This is a genomic window from Micromonospora sp. CA-259024 (genome assembly GCF_050936255.1).
Taxonomy (GTDB): Bacteria; Actinomycetota; Actinomycetes; order Mycobacteriales; family Micromonosporaceae; genus Micromonospora.
Genome location: NZ_JBNJND010000001.1, coordinates 1,623,304 through 1,638,610, shown reverse-complemented (window position 1 = coordinate 1,638,610; position 15,307 = coordinate 1,623,304). Strand labels below are relative to the sequence as shown.

Annotated in this window: 17 protein-coding genes; 12 read left to right on the top strand and 5 right to left on the bottom strand. The window is 73.4% G+C overall.

Going from position 1 to position 15,307, the window contains the following annotated elements:
- Positions 1-30 precede the first annotated feature (30 nt).
- Positions 31-699 (top strand): hypothetical protein, encoded by a 669-nt coding sequence (locus ACQEUX_RS06795; RefSeq protein ID WP_433042840.1) that lies wholly within the window; start codon positions 31-33, stop codon positions 697-699.
- Between the two features lie 140 nt (positions 700-839).
- Here the strand turns inward: ACQEUX_RS06795 and ACQEUX_RS06790 are convergent, their stop codons facing one another.
- Both ACQEUX_RS06790 and ACQEUX_RS06785 read right to left on the bottom strand, forming a co-directional pair.
- Complete coding sequence (locus ACQEUX_RS06790; protein WP_433042837.1) at positions 840-1,739, bottom strand: aldo/keto reductase; 900 nt, start codon at positions 1,737-1,739, stop codon at positions 840-842.
- A 73-nt stretch (positions 1,740-1,812) separates the two neighbouring features.
- Positions 1,813-3,078 carry an MFS transporter gene (locus tag ACQEUX_RS06785; protein WP_433042834.1) on the bottom strand — a complete coding sequence of 422 codons (1,266 nt, stop codon included), beginning with the start codon at positions 3,076-3,078 and terminating at the stop codon, positions 1,813-1,815.
- 160 nt (positions 3,079-3,238) lie between these two features.
- Here ACQEUX_RS06785 and ACQEUX_RS06780 point away from each other — a divergent pair, with 160 nt between their 5' ends.
- Together ACQEUX_RS06780 and ACQEUX_RS06775 are read left to right on the top strand one after the other, a co-directional pair.
- Entirely contained in the window at positions 3,239-4,228 is a 990-nt protein-coding gene (locus ACQEUX_RS06780) for a LacI family DNA-binding transcriptional regulator (protein ID WP_433042831.1), read from the top strand.
- 131 nt (positions 4,229-4,359) lie between these two features.
- Positions 4,360-5,073, top strand: a complete 714-nt coding sequence (locus tag ACQEUX_RS06775) for an alpha/beta hydrolase (RefSeq protein ID WP_433042828.1) — start codon at positions 4,360-4,362, stop codon at positions 5,071-5,073.
- A 5-nt stretch (positions 5,074-5,078) separates the two neighbouring features.
- Here the strand turns inward: ACQEUX_RS06775 and ACQEUX_RS06770 are convergent, their stop codons facing one another.
- Together ACQEUX_RS06770 and ACQEUX_RS06765 are read right to left on the bottom strand one after the other, a co-directional pair.
- Positions 5,079-6,200, bottom strand: a complete 1,122-nt coding sequence (locus ACQEUX_RS06770) for an FUSC family protein (protein ID WP_433042825.1) — start codon at positions 6,198-6,200, stop codon at positions 5,079-5,081.
- A gap of 162 nt (positions 6,201-6,362) precedes the next feature.
- Entirely contained in the window at positions 6,363-6,992 is a 630-nt protein-coding gene (locus ACQEUX_RS06765) for a TetR/AcrR family transcriptional regulator (RefSeq protein WP_433042822.1), read from the bottom strand.
- A 66-nt stretch (positions 6,993-7,058) separates the two neighbouring features.
- On the opposite strand from ACQEUX_RS06765, the gene ACQEUX_RS06760 reads away from it, so the two are divergent.
- Complete coding sequence (locus tag ACQEUX_RS06760) at positions 7,059-8,222, top strand: FAD-dependent oxidoreductase (protein ID WP_433042819.1); 1,164 nt, start codon at positions 7,059-7,061, stop codon at positions 8,220-8,222.
- Here ACQEUX_RS06760 and ACQEUX_RS06755 read toward each other — a convergent pair.
- Positions 8,192-8,659 carry an NUDIX hydrolase gene (locus tag ACQEUX_RS06755; protein ID WP_433042816.1) on the bottom strand — a complete coding sequence of 156 codons (468 nt, stop codon included), beginning with the start codon at positions 8,657-8,659 and terminating at the stop codon, positions 8,192-8,194. The genes ACQEUX_RS06760 and ACQEUX_RS06755 overlap by 31 nt on opposite strands.
- Before the next feature lie 87 nt (positions 8,660-8,746).
- Between ACQEUX_RS06755 and ACQEUX_RS06750 the strand changes: the two genes are divergently transcribed.
- The 8 genes from ACQEUX_RS06750 (at position 8,747) to ACQEUX_RS06715 (ending at position 14,547) form a co-directional block, all read left to right on the top strand.
- Positions 8,747-9,325 (top strand): hypothetical protein, encoded by a 579-nt coding sequence (locus tag ACQEUX_RS06750; protein ID WP_433042813.1) that lies wholly within the window; start codon positions 8,747-8,749, stop codon positions 9,323-9,325.
- Positions 9,307-10,044 carry a hypothetical protein gene (locus tag ACQEUX_RS06745; RefSeq protein WP_433042811.1) on the top strand — a complete coding sequence of 246 codons (738 nt, stop codon included), beginning with the start codon at positions 9,307-9,309 and terminating at the stop codon, positions 10,042-10,044. Before ACQEUX_RS06750 ends, ACQEUX_RS06745 begins: the two co-directional genes overlap by 19 nt.
- A gap of 164 nt (positions 10,045-10,208) precedes the next feature.
- Positions 10,209-11,012 carry an LppM family (lipo)protein gene (locus tag ACQEUX_RS06740; RefSeq protein WP_433042808.1) on the top strand — a complete coding sequence of 268 codons (804 nt, stop codon included), beginning with the start codon at positions 10,209-10,211 and terminating at the stop codon, positions 11,010-11,012.
- A gap of 147 nt (positions 11,013-11,159) precedes the next feature.
- Positions 11,160-11,504 carry a hypothetical protein gene (locus ACQEUX_RS06735; RefSeq protein WP_089020759.1) on the top strand — a complete coding sequence of 115 codons (345 nt, stop codon included), beginning with the start codon at positions 11,160-11,162 and terminating at the stop codon, positions 11,502-11,504.
- An 11-nt stretch (positions 11,505-11,515) separates the two neighbouring features.
- The gene (locus ACQEUX_RS06730) at positions 11,516-12,124 is read left to right on the top strand and encodes a glycine zipper family protein (RefSeq protein ID WP_433042805.1); all 609 of its coding nucleotides are present in this window, start codon (positions 11,516-11,518) and stop codon (positions 12,122-12,124) included.
- Positions 12,121-12,819 (top strand): carboxypeptidase-like regulatory domain-containing protein, encoded by a 699-nt coding sequence (locus ACQEUX_RS06725; RefSeq protein ID WP_433042802.1) that lies wholly within the window; start codon positions 12,121-12,123, stop codon positions 12,817-12,819. The genes ACQEUX_RS06730 and ACQEUX_RS06725 overlap by 4 nt, the downstream gene beginning before the upstream one ends.
- A 23-nt stretch (positions 12,820-12,842) precedes the next feature.
- Positions 12,843-14,063: a phage tail sheath family protein gene (locus tag ACQEUX_RS06720; protein ID WP_433042799.1), complete on the top strand. Its 1,221-nt coding sequence runs from the start codon at positions 12,843-12,845 to the stop codon at positions 14,061-14,063.
- A gap of 1 nt (position 14,064) precedes the next feature.
- Complete coding sequence (locus ACQEUX_RS06715; protein ID WP_030327509.1) at positions 14,065-14,547, top strand: phage tail protein; 483 nt, start codon at positions 14,065-14,067, stop codon at positions 14,545-14,547.
- The last annotated feature ends 760 nt before the right edge of the window (positions 14,548-15,307 follow it).

Genomic DNA, 15,307 nt, shown 5'->3' with positions numbered 1-15,307 from the left:
CCTGCCCTGGGGCCGCCTAGGCTGCCGGGCGTGCTGAACGACGCGCGGGCGGCGGCGGCCCGCAACAACGCCGAATGGTGCGACATCGTCTGCGGCAGCCACGGGCTGACCGGCCGTACCGACGCCGAGGCCTGGTCGGTCCCCCGCCGCTCGCCACCGTGGTACCCGGACGCGGTCACCCTGCGGCCGGGCGTCAACGCCGAGGCCCTGCTGGCCCGGATCGACGCGGGGCCTGGCGCGTCGGTGAAGGACAGCTTCGCCGACCTCGACCTGTCCGGGTACGGGTTCCGGGTGCTCTTCGACGCCCAGTGGATCCACCGCCCTCCGGCGGAACCACCGGTCGACGCGCCGCTCACCCCGGTCAGCACCCCCGACGAGTTGGCGGCCTGGGCAGCGGCACACGGCGGCGGGGAGCTGTTCCGCCCCGCGATCCTGACCGACCCACGGGTACGGGTGCTCGCCCGCCACGACGACCAGGGCGTGGTCACCGGCGGTGCGGTGCTCAGCGGCGGTAGCGGCGTGTACGGCGTCTCCAACCTGTTCACCCACACCGACGACCCCCGGGCCATCTGGCAGGCGGTGTCCGCCATCCTGCCCGACGCATCCCTGGTCGGCTACGAGTCCACCCCCGACCTACCCCCAGCCCTGCAAGCGGGCCTCCTGCCCACCGGCCCCCTCCGAGTCTGGCTCCACAACTGACCCACCCCACCCCACCCCGTTGATCATGAAGTTAGCGGCGCGACACGCCGGCATCGGCGTCGCCAACTTCATGATCAACGGTCCGGGGAGGGGGCGGGCGGTCCGGGGAGGGGGCGGGCGGTCCGGGGAGGGGCGGGCGGTCAGGCGAGGCGGGTCAGGTCTTCGGGGGTCAGGCGCAGGGCTCCGGCCGCAATGTTCTGCGCGAGGTGTGCCGGGTCGCCGGTGCCGGGGATGGCCAGCACGTGTGGGCCCTGGTGCAGCGTCCAGGCCAGGCGTACCTGATGCGGGGTGACGCCGTGGGCGCGGGCGACCGCCTCGACGGCCTCAGCCTGGGCGGTGCTCGCGCCCGCCTCCCGGCCGGTGCCGGCCAGCGCGAAGAACGGCACGTAGGCGATACCCCGCTCGCCGCAGACCTGGACGATGTCGTCCTGCTGCTCCCGGTAGGCGTCCACCCCGTAGTTGTTCTGCACACAGACCACCGGCGCGATGCCCGCCACCTCGTCCAACCGCTCGCGCCGGACGTTGGAGAGCCCGAGGTGCCGGATCAGCCCGGCCGAGCGCAGCTCGGCGAGCGCGCCGAACCGATCGGCCAGCGGCACCGGGCCAGGCCCCCGGCCGAGGCGCAGGTTCACCACGTCGAGTTGGTCGCGGCCGAGCCGACGCAGGTTCTCCTCCACCTGGGCGCGCAACCGCTCCGGGGTGAGCGCCTCGGTGAAGCCCGCCTCCGGGTCGTACCCGAAACCGACCTTCGTGGCGATCACCAGATCCTCCGGGTACGGGGTGAACGCCGCACGGATCAGCTCGGTGGCGTAGCGGGCCGGTCCGGTGCCGACCCCCAGGGTTCCACCGGGCGAAACGTAGAACGCGGCCGTGTCGATGTGGTTGACGCCCAACTCCACGGCGCGGCGCAGCAGGGCGATGGCCCGGTCACGGTCGGGGTTCGCGGTGATCCGCATGGAGCCGAAGCCCATCCGGTGCACGGTGCGGTCGCCCAGGGTCCAGGTGCCCGCCGCAGCGGCGGTGATCTCGTCGGTTGGCATCCGGCGACCCTAGCCAGCGCGGGTGCACGGCACAGTCGGCCGCGCACCCGATACCGCTCGGCGGCGTGGTGGGTTAGTTTTTCTGTGCTGACAGAGTCGGTTCGCCGACGTGCGGCGGGCGCAGCACCGGCACCAGCAGCAGGGTCGGCAGCAACAGCAGCGGCACCACCAGCAGCGCACGCAGGGTGCCGACCTGATCGCCGAGCAGCCCCAGCAACGGCGGCCCACCCAGGAACGCGGTGTAGCCGATCACCGCGACCACGCTCACCCGCACGGGGGCGTGTGCCTCCTCGTCGGCCGCCGCGCTCATCCCGACCGGGAAGCCCAGCGACGCCCCGAGGCCCCACAGCGCGACGCCGACGATGGCCACCGGCCCGGAACCGGCCAGCACGGCCAGGCCGGCGCCGACCACGGCGAGCCCGATGGTGCCGGTGAGCACCGGCACCCGACCCCACCGGTCCAGCGCGATCGTGCCCGTGGTGCGCCCAACGGTCATGCCCACGACGAAGACACCGAAGACCGCCGCACCGGCCGCCTCGCTCAGGTCCCGACCATCCACGAACGCGACGGCCAGCCAGTCGTTGGCGGCGCCCTCGGTGAACGCCGCCACCAGCACGAACAGCCCGATGAGCAGGGTGCGCGGCTCCCGCCAGGCGGCGAGCTGGGCCCGACGGCGGGCAGCCGGGGTGGCGTCCGCCGGGTCACTGGTGGAGTCACCTCCCGGCAGCGGCAGGAACGTCCGGGCGGCGAGCATCGTCCCGGTCAACACGACCACCGCCACCATGGCGAGGTGCGCGCCGACCGACGCGTCGAAGCGTGCCGCCCCGGCACCCAGCCCCGCGCCGGCCACCGACCCGAGGCTCCACGCCGCGTGGAAACGGGGCATGATGTTCCGCCCCAGCCGCCGCTCCACCGCTGCGGCCTCGACGTTCATCGCCACATCGCAGGCGCCGGAGCCGTAGCCGAAGGCAACCAACCCCAGCGCCACGACGACGAACGACCCGGTCACCGTGGCACCCAGCCCCGCCACGGTGACGCCGACCGCGACCAGCACGGTCGCCAGGGTCACCGTGCGGGCGGCACCGAGTCGCTGGGCGAGCAGGCCGGCGGTGGGCATGGCGAGCAGCGCGCCGACGCTCATCGCCAGCAGGAGCAGCCCGAGCCGGCCGGCGGAGAGGTCCAGCGCCTCGCGGACCGCCGGAACCCGGGAGAACCAGCTGCCGACGGCCAGCCCGTTGAGGGTGAAGGTGACGGCGACGCCGTTGCGGGCAAGCCGCACAGCCCGCGACGGCGGCGGTGCGGTCTCCGGAACAACGGGTCGGCTGGTGGGGGCGCTCACAGGGTCAGGTCCTTTTCCCTCGGGGTGATCTCCTGGCACGATCGCACACCTGAGAGCGCTACCACCACAAGCGGCAGCCGCCCCTTACCGCTGGCAGAGCGGCGGGGGCATGATGGGATAGGCGTTTGTCCGACCGGATGGGCCGCCGCAGGAGGCAACGATGACGGCAGCGCCACACCGACCGGCCACTCTCGAGGACGTCGCGCGGGTCGCCGGGGTGTCCCGGTCCACCGCGTCGCGGGTGATCGCCGGCACGGGGTTCGCCTCGCCGGCCGCCCGAGAGCAGGTCGCGCAAGCCGTTGACCAGCTCGGCTACGTGCCCAACCCGGCCGCCCGGGCGCTGGTCCGCGGCGGCGGCGTACGACTGGTGGTGACCGTTCTGGGGACCAGCGCGGCGGTGCTGGACGACCCGTACGTCCATCGGGTGGTCGGCTCGGCCGCCCGGGTGTGCACGCCCGCTGGCGTCGGGGTGGCGCTGCACTGGCTGCGGCTCGGCGAGCCGCGCGGCCTCGACCAACTCGCCGCCGATCGCAGCGTGTGCGGGGTGATTCTGGTCAACACCACCGAGGATCTGCTGGAGGCGGTGCCACGGTCGCTACACGGCCGGATCGTCTCGATCGGCATCGGCTCGGCGACCGTGCCGTCGTTCGACGTCGACAACGGCGCCGGGTCCGACGCGGTGCTTCGTCACCTGTACGCCACGGGTCGCCGCCGGATCGCCATGGTGACCGGCCCCCGGTGGCTGCCCTGCGCGCAACGCCCCGTGGAGACGTACCGCCGGCTCATGCGCCAGGCCGGCCTGCCGGAGCGGATTCTGCCCGGCGACTTCACGGCGGCACGCGGTCGGGTGGCGGCCGACGAGGCGCTGCGCCGCTGGCCGGACGTCGACGCGATCTACGCGATCAGCGACGACACCGCGCTCGGGGTGATCGCGGCGCTGCGGGACGCCGGTGTGCGGGTGCCGGGCGATGTCGCGGTGGCCGGCTTCGACGACATCCCGTTGGCCGGGATGACCGCCCCGGCGCTGACCACGGCGAGCCACCCGGTGGGGCGGATCGCCGTCGCCGCCGTGACCGCCCTGCTGGACGGGCGTCCGGCCGCTCGGGTGACTCTCTTCCCGTCCACCCTGGTGGCCCGCGCCAGCGCGTGACCGCCCTGGTGTCGCGGCTGGGCCTGACCGCCCTGGTGGCCCGCGTCAGCGCCTGAGCCCGCCGCCGGTTAACCCGCGGCGGGCCGGGTAACCGCGTCGGACGTTCCGTCGACCGCGAGGAGTGGTGAGCCGTGTCCGACGCCGCGCCGCCGTACCCGGACCCGGCGGAGGATCCCCGGCACGGCCGGTTGACCGCGCGCCGCCGTTCGCCGACAACACCGGGGCCCACCGGGTTCGTGCCGATGACCGGCCCCGACGGTCGCCGGCCGGCGATGGCGTACGCCCCGGAGCCGGCAGCCGACGGTTCGGCGTACCGGTTGGTGCTGCTTCTGCACGGTGCGGGGGGCTCGGCGCGGCAGGGGCTGGACCTGCTGCTGCCCGTCGCGGACGCGCACCACCTGCTGTTGGTCGCCCCGCAGTCGTCGGCGGCAAGTTGGGATCTGATCGCCGGTGGCTTCGGGGCGGACGTGGGGCGTATCGACGGGTTGCTGGCGACCGTCTTCGACGGCTACCCGGTGCGCGACGTGACGCTCGGCGGCTTCTCCGACGGTGCCTCGTACGCCTTGTCGTTGGGGCTGGCCAACGGCGGCCTGGTCGACGCGGTGCTGGCCTTCTCCCCTGGTTTCGCCGCGCCACCGACCACCCACGGCCACCCGCGGATATTCATCTCGCACGGAGTCGACGACCGGGTGCTGCCGATCGACATGTGCAGCCGCCGGCTCGTGCCGGACCTGCACGGCCTCGGCTACGACGTCACCTACGAAGAGTTCCAGGGCGGCCACGAGATCCCCGCCCCCATCCGCGACAGAGCCATCACCTGGCTGACAACCGCAACCCCACTCTGACGGCGTCAGACGGCGGGGAGGCCGAGGGCTTCGTCGACGCGGGCGAGAACGGCGGCGTCGTCCTCGGGGTTGACGCCACGCAGCAGGTCGATGGCCGTGGCACGGACCTGACCGATGATCATCGCGAGCGGGAGGGTCTGGGTGGAGCCGAAGAGCGCCCCGGCGATGTGCACCGCGGCCAGCGCCGACTCGTCGGCTCGGGTGGCGTGCCGGTCCGCGGCCTCGTCCTGCCCGTTCAGGTCGGCGGCGAGGGCGGCGCCGGCCTGGCCGACCGCCTCGGCAAGCGACCGCAGGGCGGAGCCCAGCTCGGGTGGCGCCGGGGTGTGCGAGCGACTGAGCGTCACACCGGCGCGCGCCAACACCCGGACGTTGCGTACGGCGTAGTCGGTCTGTCGGATCGACTCGTCCACCGACCTCAGCCGGCCGATGTGCCGACGCCGACGTACGTTGAGCCGCAGCGCCTCACCGGCGGCCAGCACTCCCTCGCGCAACCCGGCCACCCTGGCGTCCATCCCCCGGGCCCGCGTCAGCGCGGCAGTCGCGGCCGCCTCGTCGCGGTGGTCCAGCGCGTCGGCGATGCCGCCCAGCAGCCCGGCCAGCTCGTCGAAGGTCCGGCGTACCTCGACGACCAGTGGGGCCAGCGGGCGTCGGGCGTCGACCAGGAGGCTGGCCGCGAGGGCGACCACACCACCGACCAGCGCGTCGACGAAACGGAACGGCACCAGCGACCCGTTCGGCGGTGCGACCACCACCAGGTAGAGCGCGGAGACCGCGGCCTGCACCAACGTCACGCCGGTGGCGCCGAAGGCCACCGCGAGGAGGACGGTGAGCAGGATGACGGTGAAGACGGTCCAGGTGCTGCCCGGGCCGAGCGCCTGCACCACCAGGTCCGCGACCAGCACCCCGGCGGCGACCCCGAGGACGACCTCGACGGCCCGGCGGATGCGCTGCCCCCGAGCCTGACCGAGAACGATGAGCGCGGCGGCCGGCGCGAAGAAGGGCTGCGGATGCCCGAGCAACCGGGTGGCCAGCAGCCACGCCACGGTCGCCGCGACGGTCGCCTCCAGCACCGGCCGCCAGCCGTGCCGCAGCCGCCCGCCGGCCGTCCGCAGGCCGCTGAACCGCACCTCGTCCACCTCCCCGTACGCCGCGCGCCGGCACCCCGCCGGTGGCTCACGGCGCCGGAAGCGCCCTCGTGATCGTCTCCCATCACGCGACGGACCTGCCCACCGGGCTGCTCCGCGACCCCGTCCCCAGGCGCCGACGCCGGATCGGACCGATCCGGGCGGTCAGCTCCCGGTCAGGGCGCGTAGCAGCGTACGGACCGCGGCGCTCAGGTCGGCACGGCTGGCCGCGCTTCCGGCCTGCGGGGCGCTGAGCGCGCCCGCGCCGACCAGCCGATCGAAGAGCAGCCCGTCCACGAACGCGACGAACTGGTCGCCCTGCCGGTCGGGGTCCGTGGCCCCGGCGCGGGTCAGCAGGTCCCGGGCCTGCACGCGCAGGCCGGTGCCGTGCTGCAGGATGCCACGCAGTTCCGGCCGGTGCACCGCCTCCAGCAGGCAGGCGTAGCGGGTCAGCGTCCGGCTGCGCCCGGTGCTCAACCACCGGTCGAGCACCTGGGCCACGCCGGCGGCGAGCTGGTCGAGGTCGGTGCCGTCGAGCCGGGGGGCGGGTGGCGGAGGTGGCGGACCGGTCGGCAGGTCGTACGCCGCCAGGTCGTCCCGGTCGCGTTCGGCGAGCCGCCCGACCACCGCCTCGATCAGCGCCTGTCGGGTCCGCAGGTACGCCGAGGTGGTGCCGGGCGGCATTCCGGCGCGGCCGTCGACCGCCCGGTGGGTCAGCGCGCGCATGCCACCGTCGGCGATCAACTCGATGGCCGCGTCGGCCAGCAACGCGATCCGGTTCGTCCGGGCCGTCACGGCACTCCCCTTCCCGAGGTCCGCAGGTAGTATCACTCTTCTACAGCTGTAGAAGGGGTGGTCGACATGGACGACTCACACGCCGTGGTGGTGGGCGCTGGAATCGGAGGGTTGAGCGCGGCGCTCGCCCTGCACCGGCGCGGGTGGCGGGTCACCGTGCTGGAACGCGCCGCCGAGCTGCGCGAGGTCGGCGCCGGTCTGACCCTCATGGCCAACGCGCTGCGCGGGCTCGACGCCCTCGGCCTCGGCCCGGCCGTGCGCCGGGGTGGGCACGCCGAGGCGCCCGGCGGGATCCGCGACCGGCGCGGGCGGTGGCTGTCCCGGGTGGACGGGGCGGAGCTGACCCGGCAGTTGGGCACCACGGCAGTGGGCGTACACCGGGCCATGCTGCACCGCGCCCTGCGCGAGGCACTGCCCGCCTCGTCGCTGCGGACGGATGCCGAGGTGGAGCACGTGGAGTCCGGCCCGGGCCGCGCCGAGGTGCACTATCGAGGCCACGCCGGCTCCCAGACCGTGACCGCCGATCTGGTGGTCGCCGCCGACGGCCTGCGCAGCCGGATCCGCGCCCAGCTCTGGCCACAACACCCCGCCCCGGCGTACGCGGGGTCGACGGCCTGGCGAGCAGCCATCGCGTTTCCCGACCCGGTCCCGGTCGCGATCAGTTGGGGTCCGGGAGCCGAGTTCGGCATGGTGCCGCTCGGCGGCGGCCAGGTCTACTGGTACGGCGCACTGAACGCCCCGCCCGGCGGCCACGCGCCCGACGAGCTGGCGGCCCTGCGGGAGCGCTTCGGCGACTGGCACGACCCCGTCCCGGCGCTCCTCGCGGCGACCCCGCCCGGGGTCGTCCTGCGCAACGACATCTACCACCTGGCCGTGCCGCTGCCCTCGTACGTGCGGGGGCGGGTGGCGCTCCTCGGCGACGCCGCCCACGCGATGACACCCAATCTCGGACAGGGCGCCGGGCAGGCGATCGAGGACGCGGTGGTGCTCGGTGCCGTCTGCGCCGACGGTGCCGAGGGGTTGCCGGCCGCCCTGGCGGCGTACGACGAGCAGCGTCGCCCGCGCAGTCAGGCCATCGCCCGGGCCGCCTTCAACGCCGGCCGGTACGGCCAGCAACTGCGCAACCCCGTCGCCGTCGCGCTGCGGGACACCGCGTTGCGGCTCACCCCGGCCCGGACCGCTCTGCGGGGCATGGCCCGCTACGCGGGCTGGCGACCTCCGGCCGGCTGAGTCGGCTCCGTGGTCGAGCGGCCGATGACCGCGGCGGCGTAATCGGGTGAGGTGAGGAACTGGGTCAGCACCTCGACGGTGCCCGGAGTCCAGGGTCGGCCGTCGAGCACCTCCTCGCCGGGTACGAAGACCATCGCCGCGCCCTCACCGAGCACCACGTCCTCCTGCCGGGCCCGGGTGAAACCGAGGAAGTAGTGCTTCACCCGGCCCAGCTCGGGCAGCGGTTGCACGGCGATCGGGTGCAGGGGCCCGTCGGCGCGCAGGCCGGTCTCCTCCCGCAGCTCCCGCTCGGCGGTCTGCTCCGGCGTCTCGCCCGCCTCGGCGTGCCCGCCGGGCAGCCCCCACACGTTGGGGTGGTAGCGGGCTTTGCCGTCGCGCAGTTGCAGCAGCAGTTGGCCGTCAGGATCCACCAGCAGTACGCACGCGACAACGATCATTCCGCCAGCCTAGGCCGGGCAGGTGTCCCTGTCGGGTAGGCGCTCAGGCGATGGCAGTGGCGTGCGGGCGCCCTACCCTTGGACAGCATGCGGTGGCGGATCGGTTACCGGCTGCGAAACGCGCTCATCATCGGCGGCACCGTCGGCATGGGCCTCTTCGGCTGGCAGACGCTGACCGCCGACGTGCCGAGCCGCCCCCCGGCCGTCGACGTCTGCAGCCTCGTCCGTCCCGAGACGATCGCTCGACTGGTGCCCGACGCGTCGCAGCCGACGACCGAGCCCGGCGGCCAGGGATACGTCTGGTGCGTGTACTCCGGCTGGGTGGGTGCGGGCGCCCACCGGGACGAGGCGGTGCTCTGGTTCGGCTACCACCGGCACACGCGGGCGGAGGGCAAGTCCGCAGTGCGACGGGCCCGCGACGACGTCAGCGTCTGGCGTTGTCTCCCCTGCCGGCCACGTCCGACGCCCGTTCGGATCGGCGATGAGTCCTACGAGTACGGCCGCACATACGACGACGGACGGCAGACGGCGCAGGTCACCGCGCGGATCGGCACGGTGACGATCGTCGCCGAACTGGACACGGCATACGCGTCCCGGGACGCGATGTTCGAGGCCGTGCGGAATCTGGTGCAGGAGGTGGCCGCGCGATGCCACGCAGGATGCTGAGCGAATCGGGCGCCGTGCTGGTGTTCGTCGCCGTGGCCCTCTCCGTGGGCGGCTACGCGCTGGGAAAGGTCGCCGCCAGGCCGGTTGAGCGCGCACAGGCAGCGGTCGTGGATCGGTTGGCCGCCCCGGTGTCGATGCCTCCCCTGCCGGCGGCGCCGCACTATCCACTGTCGACGCCACGCGCGATGTCGCCCCCCACCGGAACCGTCGGTGGCGCGCGGTTCGTCGCGGACGAGGCGGCGCCCCTCGGCGAACCGGGGCTTCCGGTCACAGTTCTGGTGCCCAGGGGCACCGAGTGGCGGTGCCTGGTGTTCAGGCTTCCCGGCACCGGCGCCGGCACCGCGTCGACAGCCGAGTGGGAGTGCTCCGAGGGGTCCGGCGACACGACCGGCCAGACGACCTCGCTACGCGTGTTGCTGGCACCATGCCCGTCGCCGTGCGATGCCGAGGCCAGGGCCCAGTTGCGGCCGCCGTTCGTGGACCGGCCCGCCCGGGCCGTCGACGACACCACCTGGCTTGCCGACGTCCTGACACCTGCGGACGGGATGGGCCGCCGGACCCTGCACCTGATGATGGAGCACGTCTGGGCGGCGCCGGCCGGGCTACCGGGACCGGGCTCCCCGGCACAGACCCTCTACGTGGCGGCTCGCGTGACGAACTGGCCCGACCACCGACCTACGGCGGAGAAGATCCTGAACAGTCTCCGCGGCCAGATGTAGCACGACGCGGCCCGCGAAAGAGGGGCTGGGCCCAAAACTCCAGAGTAGTCAATTGCACCGGGATCGGCCTCAGCCGAACATGACAGCACAGCGGTAAAATCGGCGACTGCCTTGTGACCGATCGCTGACTGCTCATGGTGAAAGCGATCACACACACTGAGCCCATGAACAGGAGAGTCCACCGCGGTAAGGCACTCCGCGTCGCGGTGTGTCTCCTTCTTCTCGCCGCGCTGAGCGGTTGTATGCAACTCAACATGGGCCTCACCGTCAACGCCGACGACACGGTCGACGGGCAGCTGCTGCTGACGGCCCAGAAGGACCTGCTGAGCGCACGTAACAAGAACATCTCTGCGGCCTTCGCGGAGCTGCGGCAGAACATCCCCGCCCTCCCGCCGGGCGAAGAGACCGGCTACGAGGACAGCAAACTCCTCGGCACCCAGATCAATTACCACAGGGCACCGCTGGCGGGCTTCGACACCGAGAGCGTCAAACTTGTCCGAGACGGCGAATTCTACCGTTTCACGTTGCCGCTGGACCCGAAGAAATACGGCGGAAAGATAGCCGAACAGAATCCGCAGCAGCAGGAGGCATTCCTCAAGCTCATGTCGTTCGAGATCTCGGTGACATTTCCCGGCCGAGTGATCGACAGCAATGGCACCGTCAACGGTCGGTCGGTCAGTTGGAAGGTGGACCCCAACCAGGACAAGCCAACCGAGCTGCGGGCCGTCGCCGAGGCACCGCCTCGACCGTCCGCCTCGCCGGCCGCCGCCGGCGACAACGGCGGGTTCCCCTGGCTGCTGGTCGTCGGCGGCGTGCTCCTCCTGCTGCTGCTCGCCGCGGTGGGCGTACTCCTGGTGCGCCGCCGCCACCCCGCGGCACCGGCTGCGCCCGGCCCGACCCCACCGCCGGGCCCGCCCGGCCCGACCCCGCCGCCGGGCCCGCCCGCCGGCGCCCCGGGGCCCGGCTGATCCACCTGGTGGCCGGCTCAGCCGGCCACGCCCGGCCCCGGCCGCCCCCGACGGCGGCGACCGGTCCCGGTGCTCCCGACCGGGAGCACCGAACCTCACCACCACCACCACATCCCGGTCGCACCATCGCAGAAAAGGGGGATCGCCATGAACGATCTCTTCACCTGGGCCGCCCTGGGCAGCCTCGCCGGCGCGAGCGCCGCCACCCTACTGGCCACCAACGTCATCGGCGGGCTGATCGGCCCCAGCGGCGACAAGCTCCGCAAGTGGATCGCCATCGGCATCGCGCTCCTGCTGTCCTACGTGACAGCGGCGTTCGCCGACGACGCCGGCGGCGAGAAGTGGATCATCGCGTTCTTCAACGCGCTGGTCATCTTCTCCGCCGCGCTCGGCGTCAACCAGTTCCCGCCCGGCAACCGGCAGGCGACCCAGCCGTCGCCGACCCAGGTCGCGCAGGGTCGTGAGCCCCGAGTCTTCCGTTCCTGGGTCTGAGGGGTGACGTCATGGTCTTCGGAATCATCAGCGCGGCGGTCCAGGTCGGCTTCGGCGCCCTGCTCGGCCTCCTCGCCGGCGGCCCGGTCGGGCTGCTGATCGGCGCCGTGGTGGGCCTGCTGTTCGGCGCGGTCTTCGGCTGGTCGGTGGCCTCCGCCACGGTGTACGCCTCGGACGCCCGAGGGATCTTCCTCTTCGTCGTCGACCACACCTGGAGCCTGCTCAACACGGTCGTCGGGGCCATCTACCTGGCGGTACACCTGATCTTCGGCCACTCGCTGGACCGGCCCACCTCGCAGGGCAGCGGCCGGGTCAGCGTGGTGGAGGGGGTCTCGCCCCGCTACGCCACCACCATCGGCACCGTCTGCGCCGGCTCCAGCTCCGGCATCCAACGGCACGAGGACGTGCACATCTTCCAGGGTCGCCTGCTCGGCCCGCTCTACATCCCGCTGGTGCTGGCGAACTACGTGCTGTTCACCATCGCCCCGGTGTGGCTGCTCTACCACGACCACACCAACGCCCCGATCAACCGGTTCACCCGGTACTTCGAGATCGGCGTCTACCCGCACGTGTGGAACGAGGCCATCGCGTACCGGATCCAGGGGACGCCGCCGCGATGAGCACCGACGGGCGCGGACCGATCGAGACGGCCACCGCCGAACTGGCCGCCTGGCTGACCAGCGCGGCGGGGGAACCCGTCCCGATCGGCCCGCCCCGCACCGACGGCGACGCCGCCGGGCTCACCCTCTGGCCGATGGAGCTGCGCCCGGCCCGACAGACCCGCTCCAGCGGCGCGGTCCGCGAACCGTACCGGTTCACGGTCCGCTACCTGCTCTGCGTGACCGGTCCAGCCGGCTTGCCCCGACTGGACCGGGTGCTCACCGCCGCGACCGGCGACGGCAGCTACCCGGTCGTCCTGGAGGCCGGTGACGCGCCACTGTGGACGGCATTCGGCACCGCACCTCGCCCGGCACTGCTGATCGACGTGCCCGCCCAGGTGGACCACCCGACCCCGGCCGCCCCGCCGGTGCTGCAACCGCTGCGGCTGCGGCGACTGGAGGTGCGTTCCCTCACCGGCCGGGTGGTCGGCCCCGAGGACCAACCACTGGCGGCGATGCGGGTCGAGCTTCCCGGCACCGGCTCCGCCACCCGCACCGACCCCGAAGGCCGGTTCCTGCTCGTCGGCGTCCCGCACGACCCGGAGCACCCCAGCCCGGTCCGGCTCCGGCTCACCGGGCGCGGGCTCGTGCTCAGCGCCGACGTCGACCCCGCCGAACCCGACATCGTCATCGTCTGCGCGCCACCGACCCACTGACGCCCACCCGCACAGGAGGACCGATGCCCAGCTACTTCTCCCCCGGCATCTATGTCGAGGAGGTCCCCAGCGGCGCCCGACCGATCGGCCCGGCGAGCACCAGCATCGCCGCCTTCGTCGGCGTCGCCCCGAACCGCTCCGCCCAACTGGGCAAGGCGGTGCCGGTCAACAACTGGACGGAGTTCCTGCGGCTCTTCGCCGACGGGGAGCGGGTCGAGAGCAGCCCGCTGGCCCGGGCGGTCTTCGGCTTCCTGGACAACGGGGGCGCCCGCTGCTGGGTGGTCAACGTCGGCGACGGCGGCGCGATCACCGGCACCGGGCAGCGGCGCGGCGGCCTGCAACTGCTGGAGGCCATCGATGAGATCTCCATCATCGCCGCGCCCGGTTTCCATGACGTGGTGTCACACGAGGCGCTGCTCAGCATGGCCGAGCGCACCCGCACCATGGTCGCGATCTGCGACCCACCGCCGGACGTCGACGACATCTCCGCGTTGACCCGGGTCGCCACGCCGTCGTCCGGCAAGCCACCCAAACCCGCTGAGGGGGCGGCCGCTGGGTCGGGCGGGGCTGAGGTGGCGGCGTACCGGCCCCGGCAGTCCGAGTTCGGCGCTTTCTACTACCCGTGGTTGCGGGTACGCGACCCGATCAGCGGGGAGCTGGAACTCACGCCGCCGAGCGGGCACCTGGCCGGCATCTGGGCCCGCACCGACGCCCTGCGCGGGGTGCACAAGGCGCCGGCCAACGAACCCGTACGCGGCGCCGTCGACCTGGGTTACCTGGTCACCCGACCGGAACACGACGTGCTCAACCCCAGGGGCGTCAACGTGATCCGCTACTTCGCCGGCGAGGGCATCCGGGTCTGGGGCGCCCGTACGCTCGCAGCCGAGGCCAGCGAGTGGCGCTATCTCAACGTCCGGCGGCTCAGCATCGCCATCGAACAGGCCATCGCCAACGGCACCCGGTGGATGGTCTTCGAGCCCAACGACTTCACCCTCTGGCGTTCGATCCGGCGCGACATCGGGGCGTTCCTCACCCGGGTGTGGCGCGACGGCGCGCTGCTCGGGCGCAGCCCCGAGGAGGCGTTCTTCGTCAAGTGCGACGAGGAGACCAACCCGCCCGACGTGCGCGACGCCGGCATGGTGATCGCCCACATCGGCATCGCCGTCGTCAAGCCCGCCGAGTTCGTGGTGTTCAAGCTGAGCCAGTGGGCCGGCGGCACCGAGACCGAGACGATCGGAGGCTGACATGCCCACCACCGCCACCCCACAGCCCGGCGCCCCGGTCGACCCGTACCGGGCGTACAACTTCCGGCTGCTCATCAACGGCGTCACCAACGGCCACTTCACCGAGATGACCGGGCTGGAGGTGAACATCCCCGGGCAGCCGTACCGGGAGCACGGCCTGGGCCGGATGCGGATGGTGCCCGGCCAGGCCGAGTACGAGCCGGTGACGCTGCACTTCGGCCTCACCGCCTCCCGGGAGCTGTGGGACTGGGTGAACGCCACCGCCCAGGGCACGCTCAACCGTCGCAACGTCTCGGTCGTGCTGCTGGACTCGGTCGGGACCGCCGAGGTGCTGCGCTGGAACCTGATCGACGCCTGGCCCACCCGGTGGCGCGGCGCACACCTCAACACGCTCAGCCACGAGATCGCCATCGCCTCGTTGACCCTGCGCTACGAGGGCCTGGAGCTGGAGACCGGCGGTGCCACCGCGCCGACTCCCGCGTAGCTGGCTGGCCGACCGGCTGCGCTCGGCGGCCGGGGCGGTGCAGCGCCTCGCCGGTCGGGTCGACCCCACAGAGGCGACCGGGCAGCTCCTGACGCTCCGGCCGACGGACGCGCCCACGGCGGCTCCCCGCCGGTTCGGGGAACCACCGCGGCACTGGCTGGACCTGGTCGCCGCACACGCCCCCGGCCTGCTCCGCGAACTGGACCTCGACGCGTCCCGGGTCGGTCCTGCCGACGCTCGCTCCGAGGACGGGCACGACGACCCGTCCGTGCTGGCGGATGCGGCCGCGAACGCAGCGGGGCCGGGCGAGCCGGGCCACCGGGCCACCGCCGGCGCGGCCGACGGTCAGGGTTCGGCCGGGTTCCCGGGTGGGGCCGGGTTCGACCGGCGTGCTCCCGGCGGTGGCGTCCCTGGTCGGGGTGCGGGCGGCGGGCGCGGCGATACGGGCGTGGCCTCGGGAACCGGGAACACTGGCGCGACCGACCGGTCCACACCGCCACGGGCCACGGATGGCCCCGGTTCCCGGGACGGCGGTGGCGACCTGTTCGGTGCTGGCCGCACGCGTCCGACCGGCACCTCGGATCACGCGGGTGCTCCGGGCGGCGGTGGAACGCCCGGGGCGGAGCGGGGGCTCACGGCGCCCGGAACACCCACGCCGCAGGCACCGCCCGTGCGTCGGGGTGTCGGCTCGACGACCGGGCCCGGTGTGCCCACCGCGCCTGACGCACCGGCCCCGGCCGCGGTGTCCGCCTGGCCTCCT